Source organism: Asanoa ishikariensis (assembly GCF_900107455.1).
GTDB lineage: Bacteria > Actinomycetota > Actinomycetes > Mycobacteriales > Micromonosporaceae > Asanoa > Asanoa ishikariensis.
Genome location: NZ_FNQB01000005.1, coordinates 502,711 through 527,275, shown reverse-complemented (window position 1 = coordinate 527,275; position 24,565 = coordinate 502,711). Strand labels below are relative to the sequence as shown.

Here is a 24,565-nt window from a genome sequence, read left to right as displayed (position 1 = left end):
AATCTGCAAGATTTTCGCTACTCGGCCCTCTCGAGGTGTACGCGGACGTGGACACCGTGGCCCTGGGTGGCGCGCGTAGCCAATGCATCTTGGCGGCTCTGCTCCTGGATGCCAATCGAGTGGTTTCGATGCGACGGCTGGTCGCTGCGGCCTGGGGCGAGGGACCACCGCAAGGCGCGCGAACGCAAGTGCAGAACCGATTGTCGGCTCTGCGGCGAGTCTTTCGCGAGGCGAATCTGGGTGCCGACGTAATCGTCAGGAGGGGATCTGGCTACCTCATCGAGATCAGAGAAGGGCAACTCGACCTGCATCGGTTCGACAACGAGCTCGTCCGAGCCGATGCGCTGGCGGCCTCGGGCCAGGTCGCGGAGGCGGCCGTTGCGATCAACGACGGGTTGGCGCTATGGCGAGGGCCAGCACTCGACGGGCTTGCGACACCTCATTTGCAGGCGGCAGCGGAGCGCATCGAGGAACGGCGTCTCGCCGCTGTGGAGAAACGCATCCAGATTGAGCTCGACTTGGGTCGCCACGGGGAACTGGTGCCCGAGTTGACCGGGCTGGCGTCCGCACATCCGTACCGCGAAGGTTTGCACGGTCGGCTCATGCTGGCGCTCTACCGGGCGGGGCGCCAGGCCGAGGCGCTGGAGGCCTTTCGCCGCGCCCGTCTACTGCTCTCCGAACAGCTCGGTGTCGAGCCTGGCCCGGACCTCCAGCGCCTACACGAAGCGGTGCTCCGAGGTGACGAGGCGCTCATTCGCGCGGCTCGGCCGGCTGCGCTGACACCGCAGGTCAACGAGGGAACCGCACCCGTCCCCAGGGAGCTGCCCGCTGACATCACCGGCTTCGCCGGACGCGCCGAAGCGCTCACCGCGCTTGACGGCATGCTGCCGGACGCGGCGAACGCCGCGGTGCCCGTGGTCATCTCGGCGATATCCGGCACGGCCGGGGTGGGCAAGACCGCCTTGGCGGTGCACTGGGCGCACCGCGTAGCGCACCGGTTCCCCGACGGGCAGCTGTACGTCAACCTGCGGGGCTACGGCGCTGATGCGCCCGTACCTCCCATCGAGGCCCTCGGCGCGCTGCTGCGCGCGCTGGGCGTGCGCCCGGACCGAGTGCCGGCTGACGCCGGGGAAGCCGCTGCCATGTACCGGTCGCTGCTGGCTGGACGGAGCGTGCTTGTGCTCCTGGACAACGCGCGTTCCGCCGAGCAGGTCCGTCCGCTGCTGCCCGGCGGTCCTGGCTGCCTGGTCCTGATCACCAGCCGCGACCGGATCGGCGGGCTCGTGGCCCGCGAGGGCGCTCGCCGCCTCACCCTGGACGTGCTCTCGGCCGGCGAGGCTCGGGACTTGCTGAGGCACGTACTCGGCGATGGCCGGGCACGCGCCGAACCCGACGCCCTCGCCGACCTGGCGCACGTGTGCGCTTACCTGCCGCTGGCGCTGCGCATCGCCGCGGCCAACCTGACCAACCGTCCACATCAGAGCATCGCGACCCACGTGAAGGAGCTCGTTTGGGCAGACGGGCTCGGGGCGCTGGCCATCGACGGCGATGAGGAGACGTCGGTGCAGATCGCGCTCGACCATTCATACAGGGCCGTCCCAACGGACGCGCAGGGACTCTTCCGGATGTTGGGACACGTTCACGGCCCTGACTTCACCCCCGAGGCGGCCGCGGCGCTCATGGGCACCACACCAGCCCAGACCGAGAAGCTGCTCGATCGGCTGGCGGCAGCGCACCTCATCGAGGAGCGCAGCCCCCACCAGTTCTCCTTCCATGACCTGCTCCGCCAGTACGCCAGAAAACGCTCGAGCACCGAGGCCGAAAGGGCCACCGGTCAGCGCCATCAATACACCGAAAGCACGAAAGGACCAGGCAGTGACTGTGGAAACTCCAACGAAAGCCGGTAAGGCGGCGTGGATCGGGCTGGCTGTGCTCGCCCTACCCACGTTCGTCGTAGCGGTCGACCTGTTCGTGCTGCTCCTAGCGCTTCCAGCGCTGGCAGCCGACCTGGGCGCCAACAGCGTCCAACAGCTGTGGGCGTCCGACATCTACGGGTTCCTGCTGGCCGGTTTCTTGGTGTCCATGGGGACGCTAGGTGACCGTGTCGGCCGGCGAAAGCTCCTGATGATCGGTGGGGCGTTGTTCACCGTGGGGTCGCTGCTGACGGCTTTTGCTCCGACCATCGAGCTGCTACTTCTGGCCCGGGCGGCCCTGGGCATCGCCGGCGCCACCCTGATGCCTTCGACCATCGCGCTCATCGGCGGCCTGTTCCAGGACCCGAAGCAGCGGGCTACCGCGTACGGGGTCTGGGGCGGTGTCTACACCCTCGGCGCGGTCGCCGGGCCGGTGCTAGGCGGTCTGCTGCTCGAGTCGTTCTGGTGGGGATCGGTCTTCCTGATCGCCATCCCCCTACTCGTGGTGATGTTGGTACTGGGGCCGAAGTACCTGCCCGAGCAGAGCAACCCGGCCGCAGGCAAGGTCGACTACGCGAGCGTCGGCCTGTCATTGCTGGCCCTGCTCCCGATCATCTACGGCATCAAAGAGTTGGCCCGCGCCGGATGGGACCCTGTGCCGCTGTTGGCGCTGATCGTCGGCCTGACGTTCGGCGGACTGTTCGTCCGCAGACAGAACCGGCTCGCCGTGCCGCTGCTGGACCTGAAGCTGTTCAAGAACGGTGTCATCAGCGCGATCCTGGCCAACGCGCTGATGTTCAGCGCCGTCGGAGCTGGACTGATGCTCCAGATGCTCCTGTACTTCCAGCTCGTCGAGGACTTCAGCACACTGGACGCGGCCCTGCTGATGGTGCCGGGCATGCTCGCCGGTGCGGCGGGCATGAACCTGGCGCCGCGGCTCGCCACGAGGTTCAGACCCGGCAACGTCATGGGCGGCGGTGTGATTCTTGCTGCCCTGGTATACATCGTTTTGACGCAAGTGTCCGTTTCGAACGGCACTTGGCTCCTGTGCGTCGGCTTCGTGTTGGCCTCCTTCTTTGGCACCGCGTCCGTCGCGTTGGGCACGGGGCTGGTGATCGGCAACGCGCCGCCGGAGAAGATGGGCTCTGCGGGCTCACTTGTCCAGCTGGGCAACGAGTTCGGCGGCACGCTCGGCCTCGCGCTGCTGGGGACCGTTGCCGTCACCGTGTACCGCGGCGCGGTCGACGTCCCTACTGGCATCTCGGCTGACCAGGCCGCCGTAGCTGGTGACAGCCTCGCCGGAGCGGCCGTGACCGCGTCGCAACTGCCCGCCACCCCAGCTGATGCGCTGCTGGACTCCGCCAATGCGGCCTTCGTCAACGGTGTGCAGGTGACAGCCATCGTCGGAGCCGTGCTGTACGTCGTGGGCGGCCTGCTGTTGATTGTCAAGCTCAGGGCCGTGCCGCCCTTCGGCCAGCAGGCCGCACCGCCGCCCGTCGAGGCCGAGCCGGCGCTCAGCGAAGCCGGCTGAGCCCAGACGACGTGAGCCGGTCCCCAACGGTGGTCTCGGACGACTGAAGGGGGATCGCGCTGGGAGGCAGCCGGAGCTCACTGGTAGCAGAGCGGTGTCATACCGCCCCTCCGCCTTGAGCTCCGCTGCCGTCTGATCCGAACCCATTGTCACAATCGACCTATGGCTGCCCGATGACTTTGGGACGATGCGTACTTCTACCGTAGCGGCAACATATAACTCGAAGGGATTTCTCATGCCAAAGGTGATTTCCACCCTCTACATCACGGCCGATGGTGTGGCCGAGTTCGACCCCGAATGGCATTTCCCGTACTTCGACGAGGACATGGGACGCGCCGTCGCCGAGGACTACGACGCCGCTGACGTGTTGCTCATTGGCCGCGAGACCTACGACAGCTTCGCTGGAATCTGGCCCGACCGCGAGGACGCGGCAGGGGACGACGCACCGTTCGCCAAACAACTCGGGGACATGCGCAAGGTGGTGGCGTCCCGCCGCCCCTTGGAGCTGGCTTGGCGCAACTCCGAGCTGATCGAGGGCGGCCTTCTCGATGCCGTCACCTCACTCAAGGCCACGGCGGATATCAGAGACATCCTCATCCCCGGGTCGATCTCCATTGTCCAGCAGTTGCTCGCCGCTGGGCTGGTCGACGAGTTACGGCTCTTGATTCATCCGGTGGCGGCGCGCAAGGGACGCAGGCTGTTCGATGACGGCGACGTGCTGTACCACCTGCGAGTGGCGGCCACAGAGGTGTTCTCGTCAGGTGTGATCCGCGTGATCTACTCGCCGACTGCTGGACTACCGACCATGTAAGGGCATCGTGACCACACGGTGGATGCCGAACGGTTCGTGCAGCGGTTGGAAGGACTGCGGGCACCGGTCGACGTGGCGAAGGTGCGGAAGCTGTTCCGCACCGACGTTCTTTTGGTCCTGGGCATTGATCGAGACAATACGACCGACCGGATGTCGCATCGAGGAGGTCCTCGAACAGACGCAGTTTTCGCTGTGGCACTACGCCCCACCGTCGCCCGGAACCGTCGTCCCCGCTCCTGCACGTAACGCCATCCAAAGTAGACACCGAACGGCTGATTCTGATGACACCGGACCTCGTCGCGGTCCTGCTTGCCGCGGTCGCCGAGCCCGGAGCGAGTCGCTCCGGCTAGACCAGGCGGTAGGCACCCGCACCTGGAGCTTCCGCCGTGCACACACTGGCGACAACCCGGGCTGGCTGCTCAACGGCCGCGCCTTCGACCCCAGTCGGATCGACGCAGGCGTGTGGCTCGCGAAATCAAGATCTGGCGGTTCACCTCGGATCTGCACCACCCCGTGCATCTGCACCTCGACCCGTTCAGGTGCTCGCCCGCCACGGCAGCGGCCTCGGCCCGCACGACGCTGGCTGGAAGGGCACCGTGGACCTCTCGCCCAGCGGGTCGGTCGACGTCGCCGTGCGGTTACGGACTACCCCGGCCGCTACCTGCTGCACTGCCACAAACTTGGACACGAGGACATGGCGATGATGGCCACCTTCCGTATCAGCTAGCGTCGGGTCCAGCAGGTCCCTGCCACCGAGCCGAGCCACCGGTTGAACGCTCAACACCTCAGCCGCCACGGCATCAAGGGACTCTGCAGGCGCCTCCGCCCACGGCCGGGGTGATCAACTCCAAGCGGCGCGCCATCGCCACGGGCCAGTGGCCTGTCATAGCTCCATGGCGGCCCGCCCCACCAGTCATCAGCAACGCGACCGGCGTAGTCCGATCAGACGGCTGGGTTCTGGGCGGCACGCTGGGGAACGTCAGCGCAGCTGAGCCGCTCCTGGTTCGAACTCCGACTCGCGACGATGCCGCGCTGTGTCATTCCCGGGCCTGCGGTACTCGGGACGTGTCCACAGGCAGCACGAGGCCCAGGGCGAAACGTAGACGTCGAGCCAGCTGCTGGTCGAGAGCTGCGAGATCAAGAGGCCCGTTTGCCTGCCTCGCGCCGGCCCGGCGACTGCGTCGTTGCTGTTTCGGTCAGGCAGACCAGCACGGGTTGCCGAATTGAGCACGTGATTTAGGGACGTCCGAATCGACGGCAACCCATAGGGGTCACGGAGCCCCGGTGGTCACACGCGTTTCTGCCCAGAAAACTTCGTCGGTTCTGTCGATCCGGGTCGCCCCCGATCGACGCGTACACAGAACCAAAAAGAAGCGCTCGGGCAGCTGACACAGCCACGTGGATCGCCGCCCAGGCCGAGACTCGATGGGAGGCCCACCGTGCTCGACGTAACCACGCTCATCGCCATTCTCCTGGCGTGCTTCCTGCTAGGAAGACTGAGCGCGCACGTCACTATCCGACGCCTACGCCGTCACCTCAACAACACCGGATGGCTTCTCTCCCACGACTCGGTTACCGGCCTGCTCAACCGCGAAGGCCTCGCCGCCACCTACGCCGACGAACTCGCCGACAGGTACACCGTCGTCGCCCTCATCGACCTCGACAACTTCAAGGCTGTCAACGACACGTTCGGTCACCAAACCGGAGACGAACTCCTCCTCGCCGTAGCCGAGCGAATCAAGCACGTCGCAGCCCTGCTCGGCGGCGTAGCCGCTCACCTCTCCGGGGACGAGTTCGTCGCCATCGTCCCGGCCGATACGCGCGGCGACCACGTCGCGGCGACACTCACGATGATGCTGAACGAACCAGTCGCGCTGCGCACATCTGATGGCCACATCGTCGAAGCCTCGGCCAGCGTCGGCGCCACGTCGGCAAGCCCGACGCAACCGCTGAACGACGCACTCCGCCGTGCCGACGTCGCCATGTACCACGCCAAGCGACTTGGCCGCGGCGAGCTCGCGTTCTTCGAACCCGGCATGATGATGCCGCCCCAAGAAGGGGTCCGCCGAGGACCACGAGCATGCCGGCGCTAGCACCGCCACCTCATATGGACATTGATGTTCGCTCGAGGCCTTGAATCAGGCACCACAGGACCTGTCAACGAACCCAACAGGCAGTTAACCAACACATTTCACTTCATCGAACCGGGCGATACCCGAACGCAGTCAGCCGTCACGTGGTACAACCGGTCGAAGGGACGGGAGGAAGCCATGCGCTACATGCTTCTAGTAAAGGGAGACTCTGCGCCCGGAGTAATGCCGCCACCAGAGCAGGTCACGGCCATGAACAACTATGCTGCGGACTTGGCCAAGTCAGGAGTGCTCCTGGCGGCAGAAGGACTCCGCGACAGTTCGACAGGCGCGCGAGTGATTCATTCGGACGGAACACGCCGCGTGGTCGACGGGCCATTCACCGAGTCCAAGGAGCTCGTTGGAGGGTTCTGGTTGATTGATGTGAGCTCAAGGGAGGAAGCCATCGAATGGGCCCGGCGGTGTCCTGTCGACACGAGTATGTCGCGTACTGACGAAGCCGTGGTTGAGGTTCGCCGGGTACTCGAACCAGCGGACGTGCCGATGCTGGACGACGACCAGCGAGCCGACGCTGAGGGTTTCGAGGTCTCCAACACACGAGACGTGTAACCGCCAAGCCACCCTTGGTCCGTGAATTACGGCGGCGGTGGTCGCTGACGGGCCGCAGCGGCCGGTCGGCGGGGTGGCCGACCCCGAGCAGATGGCCCCCGCCGCCGCGCCGGCGCTGTGGCCCGCGGCGTGCCAGACGGTGGCGGTCTCGGCCAACTGCTGGCGGTCGGCCACGATGACGAAGTCCCAATACTGCCGGTTGGACGCCCAAGGCGCCCGCCGGCCAGCCTCTGCGTTCCGCGTCAGCCGCTCGTCGGACACCGGGTCGGACGTGTGAACGCGAACGTTGCGCCGGGCCCGGATCGACGCCATCCGCGTCAACGAGCTCAGCCCCGCAAGCAGCCCGAGGTGCTAATCGCCGACAAGGGCTACGCGCACGACGCCACGCACCGAGTCGGACAACACGGCGCCGCCCCTAAGGCGACGCGCTGCGCCGTTCGCCCGCGGCAGGGCCGCCCGGTTTGCGTCCGCAAGATCCGCGCGAACCAGGCGGGACCGCCCACCGCGGGCGTACCGTTCTGGGCGACGATGACATTGAGCAACGCTGCGGCTGGTCGTGGGCTTGCCCGCGATCGGGCCTTCTTAGAAGTGGTGCTGGCGCGAGGTGGATTGGCCTTGATCGTCGTTCCAATCGCCGCTTCGAATTTTTTCGTTCTGTCCGGCCCACTCCGCGACGTACGCTCGACGGGCAATTTGAACGAGCGGGCAGTCATGGCCCGGGGATTGGGCTGCGGCGTACAGGCTGGCGGCCAAGTTGCCACGGCCAGCCATCGCCTCAAACTCTCGCTCCTCCGCCTTCTGCGCATCGAGGCGCGCCTTCGCCTCGCGGATGCGGCACGCAGCAAGTAGTTGGCGCACCATCGCTTCGTGGTCCTCGGCGCGCTTCAACCGACGGTCCGGGAGGCTGCCCATATGCTGCTCGCAGCGATCGCACCTCGTGGGGCTTGCGCCATCGCGATCCTTTATACGACGCCTGAGCAGGCAACATTCGCAATGAATTTCAATGACGTCCAACCCTGCTCCCAACTTGACCTGAGCGCGAAGCGCGGGAAGCCCGGCGGCGACCTCGAACGGCGATGAGCAACACGAGAGATCACCTTCACGGAGGCGATGAGTCCTCGCGTGCTGGGCATACCTGCTTCGCAAGCATGACGGCGCGTACCCCCAGAACCTCACCGGTTCGCCATAGGCCCGCTCGGCGAGCAGACGTGACGGTGGCGGAGTGCGGGTCAGGTAGCCACACGCGAGGTGTGGCCACCTTTTTCGTCCCACCGCCGTCGACGCTATGGGTCCTCGCCGACAACCTTGTGTTCGAGGCGGGCGGAGCAAAGGCGCCGGGCTGTTCAGTTCTCGCGCCCAGCCTGCGGCGATGGCCAACCCGTGACCACCCTGTTGGAGTCGCGGCCTAGCCTTTGATTGCCCGGGTGCACCGGATACAGGGTAGCCGCCGGCCTAGAGAGGCCCCCCTTCCTCTAGGCCGGCTGCGCTGTATTGCTGCTTCGCGGGCCGGGCCTGGTTTTTGAGTCTTCGCCCCTGGGTGTGTAGTACGCCAGGAACAGGTCGACGCCTTGGACTGATAGCCGTTCACCAAGCGCTGGGCGCAGCTTGTCGCCATAAAGACCAGCAACGAGGTGCGGATAGAGCGTCAGCGCGTACAGCTGCAGCACCGCGACCTCGACGTCAGGGATTTCCAGTGCCCGGTTCGCAACGAGCTTCCGAAGCGCGCTCTCCATCGTGGGGTAAAACCGACCGGGGCCACGCTCCCGCCAAGCCTGTACGAGTTCCGGGAAGATGCGCATCTCGGCGGCGACCACGTACAGCAGCTCCAGAACGGCCGGCTGAGTGACGCCCTCCACGCAGGCACGCACGGCGTTGAGCAATGCCACCCGCACATCGCCCGTGCTTGACAGCCCTGCCTCAACCGCGGCAAGCGTGCTATCGAGCGCCTCATCCAGCGCGTCTCCCACGACCGCGATGAACAGCGCCTCCTTGTTGCCGAAGTGGTTGTAAATAGTCACCTTCGACACACCGGCGGAGCGGGCGATTGCCTCCATGCCGACGTTGTAACCCTCTCGGAGGAAGGCAGCGCGCGCTGCGGCCACGATGGCACGTCGCTTGCGGTCAGCACGCTGACCAGTCGGGACATGGACAGCTGGGTTCACGCCGAGAGGCTAGCACAACTGAACGCTTGAGTTCACTTCAACTGATCTGTACAGTCCAGTTCAGTTAACCGACAGTAGGAGGTCCCATGTCCCCCACCATCGAGTCCTGGGCGGCGCAGCCCACGATCTACGTCCGGACCACCGTGCCAACGAGCGACCTCATGAGTGCCCAAGGGCACGCACTCGGCGCCCTGCACGCGTTCCTTAGCAGCCAGGCGGCCGTACCCGCCGGGCCGCCCTACGTTCGTTACCACACCTTCAACGACACCAAGGCCGATGTCGAGGTAGGCGTCCCGGTCAGCACCGCGACCGAGGGGGCGGGGCAGGTCAGCGGAGGCGAACTACCCGGGGGTTCGGTCGCATTTATTGTCCACTTCGGATCGCACGAAGGACTCGGCGAGGCGTACGAGCGGCTGCGGTCGGGTGTCAACGACGCCGGCCGGGAAGCAGCCGGTCCTGCTTGGGAGGTCTACCACTGGATTGACCTCACCGTTGCGCCCGATCCGGCCGCCTGGCCCGCACCGACTGAGTGGCGCACCGACCTCGTGCAACCGCTGGAGACGAAGTAACCGAGAACGGACTGCGCCGGCACCGCTAGCTCGTGATGAACACCGCATCGTTGTTCTGCCTTCGAGTCAGTGCCTGGCGTGGGGCACGAGAGCGGCCACCGCATGATCCGCGATGGTTCGTGAACCATTCGGCGATCGTGCGGTGGCCGCGGGCCACAGCGACACCCTGCCCAACGACCGTCCCAACCCGAACGGCGAGGGTTCGCCTCAGGGGAACGCCCGCCGACCGCGGTCCCCGAGCAGGCCATGGGCCCGACCCCAAATACACCAGGTGGGAACAGTCCGGCGTGACCGAGCGGCTGCTGGTGACGTTGCGGATTAGGGCCGGAGCCGCCCATGGTCGAGGGTCGGAACCGCCTGTGGGCGTCATCGACTCCCAGCCGGTGAAGCGGGCCGACACCGTCGGCTTAGAGACGCGTGTCTACAACGCCTGGAGAAGCTCAACGGTCGTAAGCGATTCATCGCCACCGACACCCTCGGCCCACTTGTCACGGTCTGGGTCCTGGCCGTGTCGTGGCAGGACCGCAATGGCGCAAAGCGCGCTCTCGGTCGCCGCGAGCCTCGCGGCGACGTCGATGCGGCACCTGTTCGCCGACTCCGGATTGTTGGCCGGCTCGTTGACTGGACTTGCGACACCGTGGCCACTATCGAGATTGCGCGAAACCCGCCGCGCAGAGTGGGTTCGCCGTCGATCCACGCCGCTGGGCCGTCGAGCGGACCCTCGCCTGGCTGACCGCGCACCGGCGGCCGGCCCTCGACTACGAACGCCACCCAGAGGTCTCCGAAGCCATTATCCGCTGGGCCGCGATCGCCGGGATGGCCCGCCGTGTAACCCGTGGCACGCCTACTCGACGAAAAAGCCCGGCGTACTTTCAGCTGGACCTGACCGCCCTCCTCATTCTCAGATTAGTCAATGGTCGTTGCGAGCGTGGGCGCCGCGAGGGGGCGCGCTGGCGAAGGGGACTGTACGACGCGGATGGCCCAGGCCAACGCGTATGGGGTGCAAGCCAGGAAAAGCAGCGGCTGCATGAAGACATCGTCGGTGATGATGAAGATCTCTCCATCTGTAGGTCGGGGCAGTCCTAACGCTGAGCCGGTGTAGGAGACGAATAGCCACAGTGGCGCAGAGATCGGATCTAGGCCATCGCCCTGCGGTATCCCGTTGATGACGGTCTCTGCCCCGACGAGGCCGTGGCTGAACACGGCGAGCACGATTGCAAGGTCGGCGATGACGAGAGCGCCGGCCGCGCCTAGCAACCACGCTGCGCGGACTCGGCCGCGACTGGCCATGACTGACGCACCACGGAGCACCAGCATCAGTCCGGATATCCATAGCGCCAGCGCGGGGACATCGAGGGCCAGCGAATCGAGTTCCTGTCGGTCTAGTCCGGTGGCGTACGCGTCGATCGCGACGGCGAGAGGGATTGGAGCCGTGATTCCGACGACGGCGCGCCAACCATTGGTTCGGACGCCTCGGGCGAGCCGATCCGCGATGACCGCCAGCCCCACCGCCGAGGCGGCCACGAGCATGGTGAGGATCGGCAATTGCAGATCGAACGCCCAGGCGCCGCCGTACGGCACGAGCACCCAGTCGACCAGCGCACCCATCGCATTCAGACCGGCGACTATGACTCCGATACAGACCAGCGGGGCGACCAGCAAAGGCAGGGCAGACCTGAGCAAATGACTCCCGAACGGTGCCCGGTCGCCCGCTACACCCGAACGCCTCGCGGCAAGGCTGGCGGCGAAGCGAAGCATCGCTGCCCGCCGCCCACCTTCGCCGAGCACGTGCAACTCCGCTTCCCACTCCCGGCGGAGGCCAGAACGCAGCTCCACCGGCCAGCGGTGCTCCGCGACCCTGATCAGCATCCGCGCAATCCCGCGGGTCACCATGCCGGCGCCCCGGCCGGATCAGCACCGCCAAGCACACGGCCACTGTCGGGAGCCAAGCTTCGCAGTTCCGCGAGCGCGCGTCGCGCCGCGGTGACTCCCTCCGCAGTCAGTCGGTAGTACCGCCTCGCAGGCCGGCCCACTGAAGCCGGATCAACCGACTCCCAATCGGCCGCGAGCCAGCCGGCCGCTTGAAGCCGGTGCAGCACCGGGTAGAGCGTGCCGCTGGCCAGATCGGTCATTCTCATCAGGTCGAGGCCGTACCGATCGACATCGGGCTCGCTCAGCAACGCGGCCAGCACCCGTGCCACCGGAATCGTCATCCGCATGACAGCACTATATAGAAACTCTACAAAGGGTCAAGATGCACTAATCCAGATCTTGAGAATCGATGTTCTCTCATGCCTGATGTCGGCGAGTCTTTCGCGGATCGCTGCCTCCGTCTCTGGATCCAGCGCCGCGCTTGGTTCGTCGAGGATCAGCAGGTCGGAGTCGGTCCACAGGCTGGCCCTGGCGATGGCCACCCGTTGCCACTGTCCACCGGAGAGTAGGGTGGCGTCGCCGACCGACTGCACCTCGGTGGACATTGCATGAACCTCCTGGTGATGATCGTCGAGTACCCCGACGGCATGTCGAGGAAGAGCAATCGACGCCCGCCGCGTTGGCAGCGGCCCTGACCCGCGGCAGGTCCTACACGGTGTCAGCGACGGCGGTGTTGTCAGCTGCACTGAGGTCGTACTCCATGAAGTCCTGGAACACGGTTCCGATGCGGCGCTGCAGTGACTCCAGATCGAGGTCGCGGTAATCCGCACCGCTTGGACCGCCATGAGACCGGCCAGCACCACCGACACATCGCCGGCCGTAAGCAGTCCGGTCGCGCGCGCCGTTGATGCACATCAGGACGGCGAGCGCGATGAGGCCGATCGACGGGGCCAGCAGCGCGCCGTGGACCGCCAGTCCCGGTATTCCATGGCCCGTTCCCAGGCCGCGAAATCACGGTACTCATGGGTCATCCCGCCGAGCAGGTAGCCCCGGAGCCGAACAGCCTGGTCTCCTTGACGGCCCGCGGGTCGGACATGAGCTCGCCGTAGAACGCTCGTCGCCGTTCAGGCTGGCTCAAAACCTCGAGCAAGTTCATGCGGCGCCCGGCCAGGCGTAACTCGCTGATCAGACTCGGCAGCGCGGCCACATACGCGATCACAGCGAACGCGGGACCCAGGATGGCCAATGTTCCGCCGAGGCCGACGAGACGAGCCTGCTTCATCCGATCCCTACGAGGCGACGGCGTTTGCCCTCGACGGACACCGCTGCTCGCCGGACGCCCCCGTTGGCGTCCGGCGAGGTCTTAGCGGGCGATACCCATTAGTTGTTGGAGAAGTAGCCGGTGCAGTCGATCAAAAGGTGAGTCGTGCCTGAGTTGTTGTAAGTGGCGATGCCGCCGCCCGCTCCGGTGTTGACCAACGCAGTGCCAGCCAGGGTTTCTCCGGCGCTGAAGTTGACGTTGGGCGTCCCCGGGCGACTGATGCCGCTCGGGTGGGTAGTTATAAAGCCCGCGGTCGTCGGCTCGGTCACCGTCAGCCCAAGGACGAGCGTCGGATCATCGGCAATGACGGTGTTGCCTGGTGCGACATGCCTGGTCTCAGTGGCTGTCATCGGTGAACTGCCGTAGCGTGTGTCGATGAGGCGGGCAGCATTGAGCGTGTGATATTTCTGCCCATCGGTGCCGTTCGTGAAGTAGCCCATGACATCGATGATCGCGTGGGCCTCACGTAGGGTATAGAGGGAGATCTTTCCGTTGCTGGTGTTGACCGGGACGATGTCCATTGTGCTATGTGTGAGTCCACCAGCACGGTACTGGACGCCAGAGGTGGCTGGCCGTGGTTTGCCTTGCTCCCAGGTGACGAAGTAACCACCTGCGGTGGTGCCTGTGGCGGTCACGTTGACGGCGATCGCGGTTGCTCCGGCAGGTATGTTCGCCGGGCCTCCGGTCACGGTGATGTCTCGGGTGGCGCCGGCCGGGATCTTGCCAGCCGAGCCGAGGCCAAGGCCCGAACGGCTATCGACAACGCGGGCGGGGTTGACCGCGGCATAGGTGGCGTTACCCGCGGCGGCGGCATCGGCGGTGAAATAGCCGGAGACGTCGACGAGAAGGTGTGCGCTGCCGGTGGCTAGGTACAAGTTGATGTAACCATCGGCGCCGACTGGGACGATGGCGTAGTTGGCGATGGTGATCCCGCCCTTGTAGTTCACGTTGCTCGTTCCTGGCCGAATGGTCAGGCTGGGGTAGGCAGTCAGGTAACCGCTGGTCGTGGGTGAGACGACGGTGATATTCACCGCGACCGCTGTTACGTTGGCCGTGGGTATCGTGGCTGTGCCAGCGATCTTCAGCGGGACCGTGCTTCCGCTGGCAATGGGTCCGGTAGATCCTCCGTCGCCGTTCATCGTGTTGAGGAATCGAGTCGGAGCGATGCGCTGGTAGTAGCTCGCCGGTGATTGGGCCTGTGCCGGGTCAATCACCTGATTCCACGTCTGCACACCGGCAACCTGGCCCATGAGATAGGCGCCATTACCGGCGCCCGAGAGGCGTTGGTCACCGATTCGGAACTCGCCGGCGGCGTTCCAGGTGGCGGTGTGCGTGGCGGCTTTCATATGGGCGCCGTTGACGTAGAGGGTGAGAGTGCCACCGTTCTGTCGGTATGTCGCGGTCAGGTGGGTCCATACCCCAACCTGGACACTGTCGTCGGGTGCCGCTGCGGTGTCCCAGGTAGCACTGGCGCTGTCCGAGCGAGACAGCGCGAAGCGCCACGAGCGGGTGGCACTGTCGATCCACAGCTTGAACCCAGAGGTGTTACCGCCGTCCTGGGACAGGACGGTTCCTGCTGCTACCGACGGTTTGACCCACGCCGAGACAGAGAAGTCGGCATTGGTTCGCACTGCCGGGCCGGCGGTGTGGAGGACGCCGTTGACGCCGTCGAGCTCTGCGGTCGGGCTGAACAGGTCACCGGTCTTCCACTTCGCACCGCTGCTGCCAGATAGTGGGAGCGCAATGGTGCCGGTCGGCGCGTTATCGGCGGCGGTGGTGATGGTGTCGCCGGAGGAAGCGCTTCCGATGTCGTTGAGATTCCAGTTGTGTTGGGCACTGGTCAGCTTCTGTGGTGCCTGTGCGCTGATCGTGCCAGAACCGTTGCTACCGCCGCTGCCGGGCACAAGGTTGCTGGTCACATGCGCGGTGACAGTCTGGCCAGCGCCCACGGCCCACAAGTCGGGTAGGGAGTCGCTGTTGACGTCGGCAGCTTGCAGTGTTACGTCAGCGTTGGTGTTCCAGCCGGCCGCAGCGAGCCGATAGGACTTGAACCTCAGGTCGCCGGTGCTCATGTCGAGGTCACGCCACAGGTGGAGTGCTCCAGTGGTGCGATGCCATAGGAACATGCTGGTTGTGCTCGTGACCCCGCTTGGGGTCTGGGCCGTGGCGATTCGCCACTGATTCCAGTTCATGTCACCGGCAGGTGTCTTCGCGGTGATCGGGAAGACGCCTTGCAGGTTTTGGACGCTTGCATAGAAGTAATAGTTCAGGTGGTAGTTGCCACTCAGGCCGCCAATCGCGATGAGGTCGGCGGAGTTGTCGTCGTTGCCGATGCTGTCACCAGCGTTGGCGACCTGAATCGGCTCGGTGTTGGGGATACGTTCGTCCAGCTCGTCACGCTCGAGCAGTTCATTGGCCGGGATGGTGTGGCCAGTGCCGCTGAGTTGCGCTTGCAACGCCGATCCGTCCCCGTTGCCGGTAATGACCACGCCGCTGCCCTTCCCGGCCGTTGCGGTGTCGGTGGGGTAATAGACAAGGACGTCCTGCGGGCCTTCACCGGTGAAAATGCCGGTGACGACCTGAGCTCCGTCGAAGTTGGCCGGACGGTTGTCACCGACGACGCCGTTACCGTTGATCCCGATATTGCCGGCGCTGGTCGTGACTTGCGCGGTGTTCTTGCCAGGCGCAAGCCACACGCCGGACGGTAGATCCTTGGTGTTGCCGACGGTAACGAGATCGGCGAAGTTGTCGCCGGTCAGGTCGGCGTCGGCGGCGAAGGTGGCGAATGGGGCCGTGGTGAAGGTGACCGTGGCAGCGTCGACACCGATGTTGCCACCGGCGGACACGCTGCTGACGGTCAGCGTGTTGGTGCGTCGGGTCGGCGTGATCGTGATGGAACCATTACCGCTGCTATCGGCAGGTACGCTGGCATGCGGGCCGGCGTTGAGTTGGTAGAGGTATCGAGCCGGAAGGCTTGACGAGCCCATGGGCTTGCTCACCGCAATAGTGACGGGCTCGCCGATGTGGGTCGTGCCGTCGGCCGGCGGGGTTACGCCTGGCGCGCCAGACCGATTGGGATCGAAGTTGAACTTGCAGGTATCGGACCATCCACTAGTGGCAAATCCGTCCCATACCTGCACTTTCCACGAAAACTCAGTGACTGCCCCACGAGCCTGAGCTTTGAGGATTGGCTGGCCAACGACCAGGACCGCCGTGCCGCCCGAGCCGAGAGAAAACGATGCGGGATCGGACGAGGCGATCAGGTTTCCAGGGGTGTCGCTCCGCCAAACGTTGTAACGGACCCCGAGGGTCCCACCATCCGGATCGGAGACGGGGGCGTACAACATCACGTTGCCATCGCCCACGGCGCCAACAGTTCCCGTGCAGGGTGTGGCGGGGCTGGTGGTCAGATTTGTTGGTGGCGTCGGCGTGTGGTTGTAGGTGATTGTCATCGCGGCGCTGGCGATGGAGAACTCTTTGTAGCTGTTGCGATCCGTGGTCTCGTTGGTATCACCGGTGAACACAAACGTTTGGGTCTTCTTACCAGCGGCGACGGCCGCCTTTACGCTTGCGAGCACCGGAAACGCGACGGCGCGGGCAGGGCAGGCGGAGCTGTAACCGTAGGCGAAAGCCGCTCGGTTTGAGATCTCGCCGCCCAGCGCGACGCCGCTCCAGTAGTCCCATGTCGCGTTGGTCCTACTCAGTGTCGTAGATGGAGCGAACACCCGGGTCTTGGACGGGGTGCACGAATAGGAATAAACGTCCGTGAGGTCAATGTGCGCCTCGGTGATGGCCGCTCCCGTCAACTTCGTCGTGTCGATACCGAAGTTGATCATGGTGCGGCCACGCCAAGTCCCACTGTCGCCTACCTGCATGTTGTCGGGGTTCGGGTCTGCGGTCCCCATCCACTTGTTCGATGAGGGCAGCTGTTCGGCGACGCTGGCGTAGCCGCCGCGCGCGGCGCCAGCAGTGGGCATGACGGGCGTCCACGACGAGTCGATGTAGAGCGGATAAACCGTGTCGGGACCGGCGAGCATGGACGTTGGCGGTGCAAGGGCAATCGAGTTGCTTGTGAGCTTCACTGCGACAGGTGCCTTCTTCGCAGCGCGCCCAGGCCCAGCGGCGCTTGACGGTTGTGGGTTGCCGGCCTCATCAGCCACGGGATCACGGGACGACGCAACCTTGGAATCCCACGTGACGGGTGCGGATGCGGCGAACACCGCGTGACCCAAACTGTCTTTGGCGACAAGGTTTGCCGCGGCGTCGGCCGAGACTTTCATGCCGTTGCCAGAGGTCGTCAGCGTCAGGGTCCTCACCGCCGGGTGAGCCGCGGCGGCCGCACTGTGGACGATCAGCACATGCGAGAAGCCGCCCTGCCGATCGGCTGCTACCCACAGGTCCACACCGGGTAGGACCCCTTCGTAGGTGGCGGTCGACCCCGACAGCACAGGCTTCGGCAGCGTGACTGGCAGCGCGAACGCCAGCGACCGGCCAGCCGTACGCATCGTGGCGAGCGGACCGGCGCCACCACCGGACAGGATCAAATCGCTACTGGTGGCAAACGGGGCGACAGCGCCATCCGTATTCATGCGCAGGGTGGCGTCGAGGTCTTTCCATGTTCCGTTGACGCGCTTGCGGACCGGAACAGCATGCCTCGTCTGGGTGAGCGACCCGTTGGCGTTGGCTACGACCCGGTCCGTAGGCGACGTGCGCCCGGTCACCTCCACGGCCTTGCCCGTGCGCCTGGCCTGCGCGATTGCCTCATCGTCGGTCAGCCCACCTGCCACCGCGGCCCGAATCGATGGTGATGGAGGTGCTGCGACGTCAGCCACTGCGGCCGTCGAGAAGCCGACCGTCGCCAATCCGGTGGATATCGCCGTGAACAAGGTCAATTGGTGTAACAGCGAACGCATTCAAGCCACCTTCCACAGTTGGGGGTGCCCGCACATCAGGAGATGGCGCGTAGCTAACCATTTTGATTGGCGCGTTCGGCTATGACGTGAGTCATACGAAGTCTGTTTCGTGCCCGATCGGGCGGTCCGGACGTGGCATTTATGAGCGGCTTGTTATCCAACGATGATCATCGCGTGGTTGATCATGCGAACGTCTTCCAGATCTGCACAGTTCAACCAGTTCAGTGCGGCGATGGAGTCGACTCGCCGCCGCGAAGTTTGGGGATGTTGATGTTCAGACAATGGGGTGTCGTGCGACGCCGACAATGTTCAGCTTTAGTGGCGGTGGGTGTCGTCGCTACGTTGGTGGCTTCGAGTACGCCTGCGAATGCGATGCATCGGTGGGGTTCTTCTCGAATAGCGCCGGCATCCACGGCACCCAGCGGCCCGGCAGTGAAGGGTGTTCATGCGCTTGCGAGTCGTTTCCCGCAGCGTAGCTCTAGTGCCGGGCCGAGCAATTTTGTTCCGAAGGCGGTGTCGTGGCCGGCGGTGGCTGCGGAGTCGTTGACGGTGGCTGCCCCGTTGGCTGGGGGGAAGCCGGGGGGTAAGGCTTTCGGGAAGGCCACTGGGGTGTGGGTTCAGGCCCAGTCGCTTTCGGGTGGCGCCTCCGGGGGTTCGTCTGTGGTGAAGGTGCGGACGCTTGACCGGGCGGCCACTGCCGCGGCGGGTGTTAAGGGTGTCCTGCTGACGGTTGCGGCGGGGACCAGTGGTGTCGGGGCGGCTCGCGTCGGTGTGGACTACCGCGGGTTCGCCGATGCGTATGGCGGCAACTACGGTTCTCGCCTGCGGTTGGTGCGGTTGCCCGCTTGTGCCGTGACCACTCCTGATGTCGCCGCCTGCCGCGATGTGACGCCGTTGGTGTCGGTCAACGATGTGGCGGCTGGGAGCGTGTCGGCGCAGGTGACGCTTTCGGGATTGGCCAGTGGCGAGGCGGTGGTGCTCGCGACGCAGGCTGATCCGGGTAGCGGCGGTAGTAGTGGTGGTACGTATGCCGCTACTGAGCTGAGTCCGTCGGGATCGTGGGCCGGTGGTGGGAGCTCGGGGGCGTTCACTCATTCGTATCCTGTGGCTGTGCCGCCGGCGTCGTCGTCGCTGGTTCCGGATGCTGACCTTTTCTACGATTCCAGCGGTGTGGACGGGCGGACTGCCTCGACGCAGGCGCAGGCATCGTGGGTCGGTGAGGGTTGGTCGAGTCCGCGGTCGTATATCGAACAGACGTTCTCGTCGTGTTCGGACAGTCCGGGAGGTTCACCGTCGCCGGTGTCCACCTATGACCTTTGCTATAGCGGGCCGGTCTTGACGTTGTCGTTGAATGGATCGTCGACGTCATTGGTGTGGGATTCGGCTAAGTCGGTGTGGAAGGCCCAGAACGAGTCGGGCGCGGTGATCAAGCGTGTCACGGGTTCTAACAACGGTTCGGGAACACGGGACACCGATTATTGGACCGTGACGGACCGGGCCGGGACGGAGTTCTCATTTGGTCGTAACCGGTTGCCGGGTTGGTCGACGGGTAAGCCGGCGACGAACTCGGTTGATTCGGTGCCGGTGTTCTCGGCGCATTCGGGGGATCCGTGCTACAGCAGTGCCGGGTTTTCGAGCTCGGTGTGCACGATGGCTTACCGGTGGAGCCTTGACTATGTCAAGGATGTGCGTGGCAACGCCATGGCGTACTACTACAAGCAGAACGTCAACTATTACGGGCAGAACAAGGGCGCCGACGATGTGCCGTACGTTCGCGACAGTTACCTCGAGCGGGTTGACTACGGGTTCGCCGATGGCGGCGCGTACGGGACGGTGCCGAACAGGGTCGAGTTCAGGGTGGGTGACCGGTGCCTGGTGGGGACCTGTCAGCCGTTGACCGGTGCGAACAAGGCGAACTGGCCGGATGTGCCCTTCGACCTGGTGTGCGGTTCCGGGGCGGCGTGTGAGGCGTGGAGTCCGTCGTTCTTCTCGACCGTGCGTCTGACCTCGGTCTTGACGAAGCAGTATTCGGTCGCCGCGTCGGCGTACGTGCCCGTGGACCTGTACGCATTGACGCACTCGATCCCGGCCTCTGGTGACGGGACGGCGCCGACGCTGTGGCTGTCGTCGGTACGGCGCACCGGATGTGCCGGTGTGGCCACGGTGGCGTTGTGTGAGAGCGGTTCCGGTGGGGTGATCGCGTTGCCGCCGGTGCGGTTCGACCCGGTGAAGCTGCCGAACCGGGTCGACGCCGCGTCCGACGGTTTGCCGGCGTTCGACAAGAACCGGATCGCGAAGATCACCACCGAGACCGGGTCGACGGTCGAGGTTTCCTATAGCCGGCCAGACCCGTGCACGGCACCGGTGAGCGTGACCCCGTCGACGAACACGAAGTCGTGTTATCCGGTGCGGTGGACACCGACCGGCTACGACGATCCGATCATCCAGTGGTTCCACAAGTACACGGTCGCCAAGGTCACCGCGACCGACCCGACCGGTGGCGCCCCCGCAGTGGTGACCAACTACCGGTACGTCGGTGGAGCGGCATGGCACTTCGACGACAACGAGGTGGTCAAGGCCAAACACCGCAGCTACGGCCAGTTCCGCGGTTACGGCAAGGTCCAGACGTTGACCGGTGATGGCACCAACGACCCGCAGACGCTGTCGGAGACCACCTACTACCGAGGAATGTCCAAGAACAACAACACCACGGTGGCGAACGTGGTGGACTCGCAAGGCGGGGCGCACGAGGACCTCAACGAGCTGGCCGGGCGGGAGCTGGAGTCCACGTCGTATCTCGGCGACGGCGGCCCAGTCGACCATTCCACGATCACGTCGTACTGGGTGTCGGCGTCGACCGCGACCCGCGACCGCGTCGGGCTGGTGGCGTTGACCGCTCGCTGGGTCGCACCGGCGGAAACGTTCACCCGGCAGGCGCTGACGGGCACGGGCACGACCACGTGGCGGGTCACCGAGACCGACCACACCTACGACGCGTCCGTCACCAGCCCGACGTTCGGGCTGATGCAGCGCGCCTACACCCACACCGTCCCCGCCGACCCGAAGTACGACCAGTGTGTGACGAACACCTACGCACCGGCCAACGTCACGAAGAACCTGGTCGGGCTGGTCGCTGAGGTCGAGAAGGTCAGCGTCAAATGCGGCGGCTTCACCCAGGGCACGCCCGCGTCCGTCCCGAACGGGTTCAACACCCTGACCGCGCCGGCGCCGAACCGGCCCGCCCAGGTGATCTCCGCCGAGCGGACCTTCTACGACGACGCCGGCTTCTCCACGACCTTCCCGCAGACGGCGGCGCCGACCAAGGGTGATGTCACCATGACCCGCAAGGCCCTCGACTACGTCAGCGGGGCCTACACCTTCCAGACCACCGCCCGGTCCACCTACGACAACTACGGGCGGGTAGCCGACGCCCACGACGGCAACGGGAACAAAACCGCCACCCGCTACACGATGGACAGTGCCGGGCTCACGACGGCAGTGTCCGTCACCCGCCCGCTGACCCCGCCGAGCTCGACGACCCTGGACCCGCGCACCGGCGCCGTGCTCACCGAAACCGACGCCAACGGTGTGACGACCACCCGGCAGTACGACACCCTGGGCAGGGTCACGAAAACCTGGATCGCGTCCCGACCGACCAGCACACCCGCGAACTACACCTTCACCTACACGGTCTCCAACACCGCGGTCACGTCCGTGACGACCCAGAAGATGAACGAGGCACGCGGCTACCAGACCACCACGGCTATTTATGACGCCCTGCTGCGCAGGCGTCAGACCCAGTCGATGACCCCCCAGTCCGGGCGGATGGTCACCGACACCTTCTACGACTCCCGAGGCTGGACCCGAGCGACATACAACGGCTGGTGGGACTCGGCCACCCTGCCGAACACCACCCTGGTCGGTGCGGAGAACCTCGGCCGGCAGGTCCCGAACCAGACCTCCTACACCTACGACGGACTGGGCCGGGTCGTCTACGACGCCCGCGTCCACAACGGCGTGACCCAATCCACGACACGGACCATCCATAACGGAGACCGCACCACCATCCTGCCCCCATTCGGCGGCGCGCCGCAGACCACGACCACCGACCCACTCGGCCGCACCATGAAGGTCGAGCAGTACACGGCCTTGCCGGCCGTGAACCTGCCCGGTAACACCTTCACCGGCATCTTCACCATCACTGGCGGAACCAAGATCCCGACGACCTACGGATACGACGGGCACGGACAGCGCAGCACCGTCACCGACCCGAGCCAGGCCTCCTGGACGACCACCTACAACCTACTCGGCCAGGCCACCAGCAAGACCGACCCCGACGCCGGCACGACCACCGCCATCACCTACGACGGCAACGGCAACCCGGTCGAGGCCACCGATTCCCGCAACAAGAAGATCTCCTACACCTACGACGCCCTCAACCGCAAAACAGGCCAGTACGCGGCTGCCGTCAACGCTCAGACGACCGCGAACCGGCTCGCCAAATGGGTGTATGACAACTCGGAGAACGTCGCCGGAGTGACCAACCCGTACGGCCGCCGGACCAGTTCCACCGCTTACTGGAACGGCGCGCCCTACACCGTGCAGGAGAAAGGCTTCGACGTCTTCGGCAACCCGCTGGGAACAACCGTGACCATCCCATCGGCCGAGGACAGCGCGCTCGCTACGACCTACACCCGCGCCCATACCTACACACCCAACATCGGCCTCCTCCAAGAGGACAAATACCCACTCAAGTGGGGACTACCGCAAGAGACCGTCAACCACAGATACACCGGAGTCCTCGACCTACCCGACACACTCGGCGGTTCCGCCGGCTACTCGGCGGGCACCACCTACGACGCATGGGGACGCACGTACCAGCAAAGCGTCGGCGCCTCCCCGAACTTCACCGACGTCAGGTACGGATACGACGACCACACTGGCCGACTCAAAAGCCGCCACATCTTCCGCGGCACCACCACCTATGACCAGCAGGACTACACCCGCGACCAGGTCGGCAACATCACCCGACAGGTCTCCACCCGAAACGGCACAGCAGCGACCTCCGAAACCCAGTGCTTCACCTACGACACCCTCGTACGCCTCACCGAAGCATGGACAGCCACCGACAACTGCGCGACCAGCCCCACCCCCGCCAACAACAGCATGGTCGGCGACAACCTCGGACCAGCCAGCGCCTACTGGACCACCTGGACCCTCGACGACCTCGGAAACCGCACCAAACAAATCCAACACAAAACCACCAGCACCGGCGCCGACAACACCACCACCTACACCTACAACGGCAACAGCGCCAGCCAACCCCACACCCTGACCTCAACCACCGACACCACCGGCGGCACCAGCACCTACCGCTACGACACCGCCGGGAACATGACCAACCGCAACGCAAGCCAGGGCAACCAGACCCTCACCTGGGACGACGCCGGACGACTCACCCGCACCACCAGCAACACCGGCGCCAGCGACTTCATCTACGACGCCGACGGCAACCTCCTACTCCAAAAGGACCCCGGCGCGACAACCCTCTACCTACCCGGACAACAAGTCACTCTCAACACCACCACCAAAACCACCACCGCCGTCCGCTACTACCCCCTACCAGGGGGCGGCATCGCCGCACGCAGCGGAACCGGCACCAACTACAAATTCACCTTCACCGACCCCCACGGAACCTCCAACCTCGCACTGGACAACACCGCACAAAACCCCACCTGGCGCCAATTCACTCTCTACGGAGCACCACGAGGCACCACCACACCGTGGATCGACAACCGGCAATTCCTCAACAAACCCGCCAACACCAACACCGGCCTCACCAACATCGGCGCCCGAAACTACGACCCAAACACCGGCCGATTCATCAGTGCGGATCCTGAGTTCCATGCGGATGAGCCGCAGAGTCTCAACGGCTACTCCTACGGCAACAACAACCCGAACACCTTCTCCGACCCCAGCGGACGCCACAATAAGGAGGTTAACGACGGGTATTGCGACCTCAAATGTCAAGCAGCGATGGACGCCTACAACAACAAAGAAAAGGAAAAGAAGGATAACGAAAAGCGCAACAAGAAGAATTCGGAAGGTTGTGCTACCGCTTTCGGTGTCCCATGTCAGCCCCGGACTAGTGAAACTGAAAAACAGGTAAGGGCCTTCACGGCGGAACATCGCGGCATGATCGCCACCATAGCTGCTACCGCGGGATGCCTAATTCCTGGGGTTGGTTGGGCATTGTGCACGGTGTTCCAAGCCGCCGCTTTCGGGGTGCGCACCCAGCAAACAATCGCAGACGAGGGTGGCTGGGAGGCGAACAAGGCTGATATTCAGTTGGACCTTGCTTTGACGGTTGGCACTGCGGGCCTTTCCAGTGCCGCCCATATCGCCAAGTTTGGTGGCACCAAGCAATTATGGTTCTCCGGTGGCGGCAAGCTGAAACCCACCGCCGAATGGGAAGCGGGACTAGGGGGAGGACGCCAATTTCTTGGCTTTAGCGCGGGCGACTGGATAGTCCTTATCGGCCCGAAAGGTGTCAACCCCTACGTCTTCATCGGCCTACAAGCTGAGGAATTCGGAGGATAGCCGAAGGGAATCGCGTCCCGCCTTCCCCTCAAGCGGCTAAGGACGGTCACGCGCATCGGTCGCAGCCGGCATACCAGCCGGCTGCGACCGGCGCGCTGTGAGCCATGGCAGTGCGTAGTAGGAACTCCGTGGCGTCGACGATTTCGGCCACAGCTACGTGCCATGCCCGTCGGC

15 protein-coding genes and 1 pseudogene are annotated in these 24,565 nt (G+C 65.0%); 8 read left to right on the top strand and 8 right to left on the bottom strand.

Translation table 11 applies throughout. The features are described from left to right. Positions 1-47 precede the first annotated feature (47 nt). From BLV39_RS39255 to BLV39_RS39230, 6 genes are all read left to right on the top strand, one after another. Positions 48-1,907 carry an AfsR/SARP family transcriptional regulator gene (locus tag BLV39_RS39255; protein WP_143050099.1) on the top strand — a complete coding sequence of 620 codons (1,860 nt, stop codon included), beginning with the start codon at positions 48-50 and terminating at the stop codon, positions 1,905-1,907. Next, positions 1,876-3,444 carry an MFS transporter gene (locus BLV39_RS44615; RefSeq protein ID WP_239084060.1) on the top strand — a complete coding sequence of 523 codons (1,569 nt, stop codon included), beginning with the start codon at positions 1,876-1,878 and terminating at the stop codon, positions 3,442-3,444. Before BLV39_RS39255 ends, BLV39_RS44615 begins: the two co-directional genes overlap by 32 nt. 235 nt (positions 3,445-3,679) lie before the next feature. Further along, on the top strand, positions 3,680-4,255 hold the full coding sequence (locus BLV39_RS39245; protein ID WP_090803920.1) for a dihydrofolate reductase family protein: 576 nt from the start codon (positions 3,680-3,682) through the stop codon (positions 4,253-4,255). A 22-nt stretch (positions 4,256-4,277) separates the two neighbouring features. Beyond that, positions 4,278-4,982 (top strand): multicopper oxidase domain-containing protein, encoded by a 705-nt coding sequence (locus tag BLV39_RS45245; RefSeq protein ID WP_373315436.1) that lies wholly within the window; start codon positions 4,278-4,280, stop codon positions 4,980-4,982. Between the two features lie 712 nt (positions 4,983-5,694). Next, positions 5,695-6,348 (top strand): GGDEF domain-containing protein, encoded by a 654-nt coding sequence (locus tag BLV39_RS39235; RefSeq protein WP_176985318.1) that lies wholly within the window; start codon positions 5,695-5,697, stop codon positions 6,346-6,348. A gap of 177 nt (positions 6,349-6,525) precedes the next feature. Further along, the gene (locus BLV39_RS39230) at positions 6,526-6,954 is read left to right on the top strand and encodes a YciI family protein (protein ID WP_090803915.1); all 429 of its coding nucleotides are present in this window, start codon (positions 6,526-6,528) and stop codon (positions 6,952-6,954) included. Between the two features lie 138 nt (positions 6,955-7,092). On the opposite strand, the pseudogene BLV39_RS44610 reads toward BLV39_RS39230, so the two are convergent. From BLV39_RS44610 to BLV39_RS39215, 3 genes and pseudogenes are all read right to left on the bottom strand, one after another. Then, positions 7,093-7,266, bottom strand: a pseudogene (locus BLV39_RS44610) (nitroreductase family protein); the annotation flags it as partial. 270 nt (positions 7,267-7,536) lie between these two features. Further along, positions 7,537-7,968 (bottom strand): hypothetical protein, encoded by a 432-nt coding sequence (locus tag BLV39_RS39220; protein WP_143050098.1) that lies wholly within the window; start codon positions 7,966-7,968, stop codon positions 7,537-7,539. 458 nt (positions 7,969-8,426) lie between these two features. Then, the gene (locus tag BLV39_RS39215) at positions 8,427-9,116 is read right to left on the bottom strand and encodes a TetR/AcrR family transcriptional regulator (protein ID WP_090803909.1); all 690 of its coding nucleotides are present in this window, start codon (positions 9,114-9,116) and stop codon (positions 8,427-8,429) included. A gap of 86 nt (positions 9,117-9,202) precedes the next feature. On the opposite strand from BLV39_RS39215, the gene BLV39_RS39210 reads away from it, so the two are divergent. Next, positions 9,203-9,685: a GyrI-like domain-containing protein gene (locus BLV39_RS39210; protein ID WP_090803907.1), complete on the top strand. Its 483-nt coding sequence runs from the start codon at positions 9,203-9,205 to the stop codon at positions 9,683-9,685. 906 nt (positions 9,686-10,591) lie between these two features. Here the strand turns inward: BLV39_RS39210 and BLV39_RS44605 are convergent. The 5 genes from BLV39_RS44605 to BLV39_RS39185 form a co-directional block, all read right to left on the bottom strand. Further along, entirely contained in the window at positions 10,592-11,554 is a 963-nt protein-coding gene (locus BLV39_RS44605; RefSeq protein ID WP_239084047.1) for a hypothetical protein, read from the bottom strand. 17 nt (positions 11,555-11,571) lie between these two features. Then, entirely contained in the window at positions 11,572-11,904 is a 333-nt protein-coding gene (locus tag BLV39_RS39200; protein WP_090803901.1) for a PadR family transcriptional regulator, read from the bottom strand. Positions 11,905-11,934: 30 nt separating this feature from the next. Then, on the bottom strand, positions 11,935-12,402 hold the full coding sequence (locus BLV39_RS45020; RefSeq protein WP_143050110.1) for an ATP-binding cassette domain-containing protein: 468 nt from the start codon (positions 12,400-12,402) through the stop codon (positions 11,935-11,937). A gap of 182 nt (positions 12,403-12,584) precedes the next feature. Continuing rightward, the gene (locus tag BLV39_RS39190; protein ID WP_090803895.1) at positions 12,585-12,839 is read right to left on the bottom strand and encodes a hypothetical protein; all 255 of its coding nucleotides are present in this window, start codon (positions 12,837-12,839) and stop codon (positions 12,585-12,587) included. Between the two features lie 98 nt (positions 12,840-12,937). Then, a complete protein-coding gene (locus BLV39_RS39185) occupies positions 12,938-17,791 on the bottom strand; it encodes a LamG domain-containing protein (RefSeq protein ID WP_090803893.1) in 4,854 nt (1,617 codons plus the stop codon). 660 nt (positions 17,792-18,451) lie between these two features. Here BLV39_RS39185 and BLV39_RS39180 point away from each other — a divergent pair. Next, complete coding sequence (locus BLV39_RS39180) at positions 18,452-24,391, top strand: RHS repeat domain-containing protein (RefSeq protein WP_239084046.1); 5,940 nt, start codon at positions 18,452-18,454, stop codon at positions 24,389-24,391. The last annotated feature ends 174 nt before the right edge of the window (positions 24,392-24,565 follow it).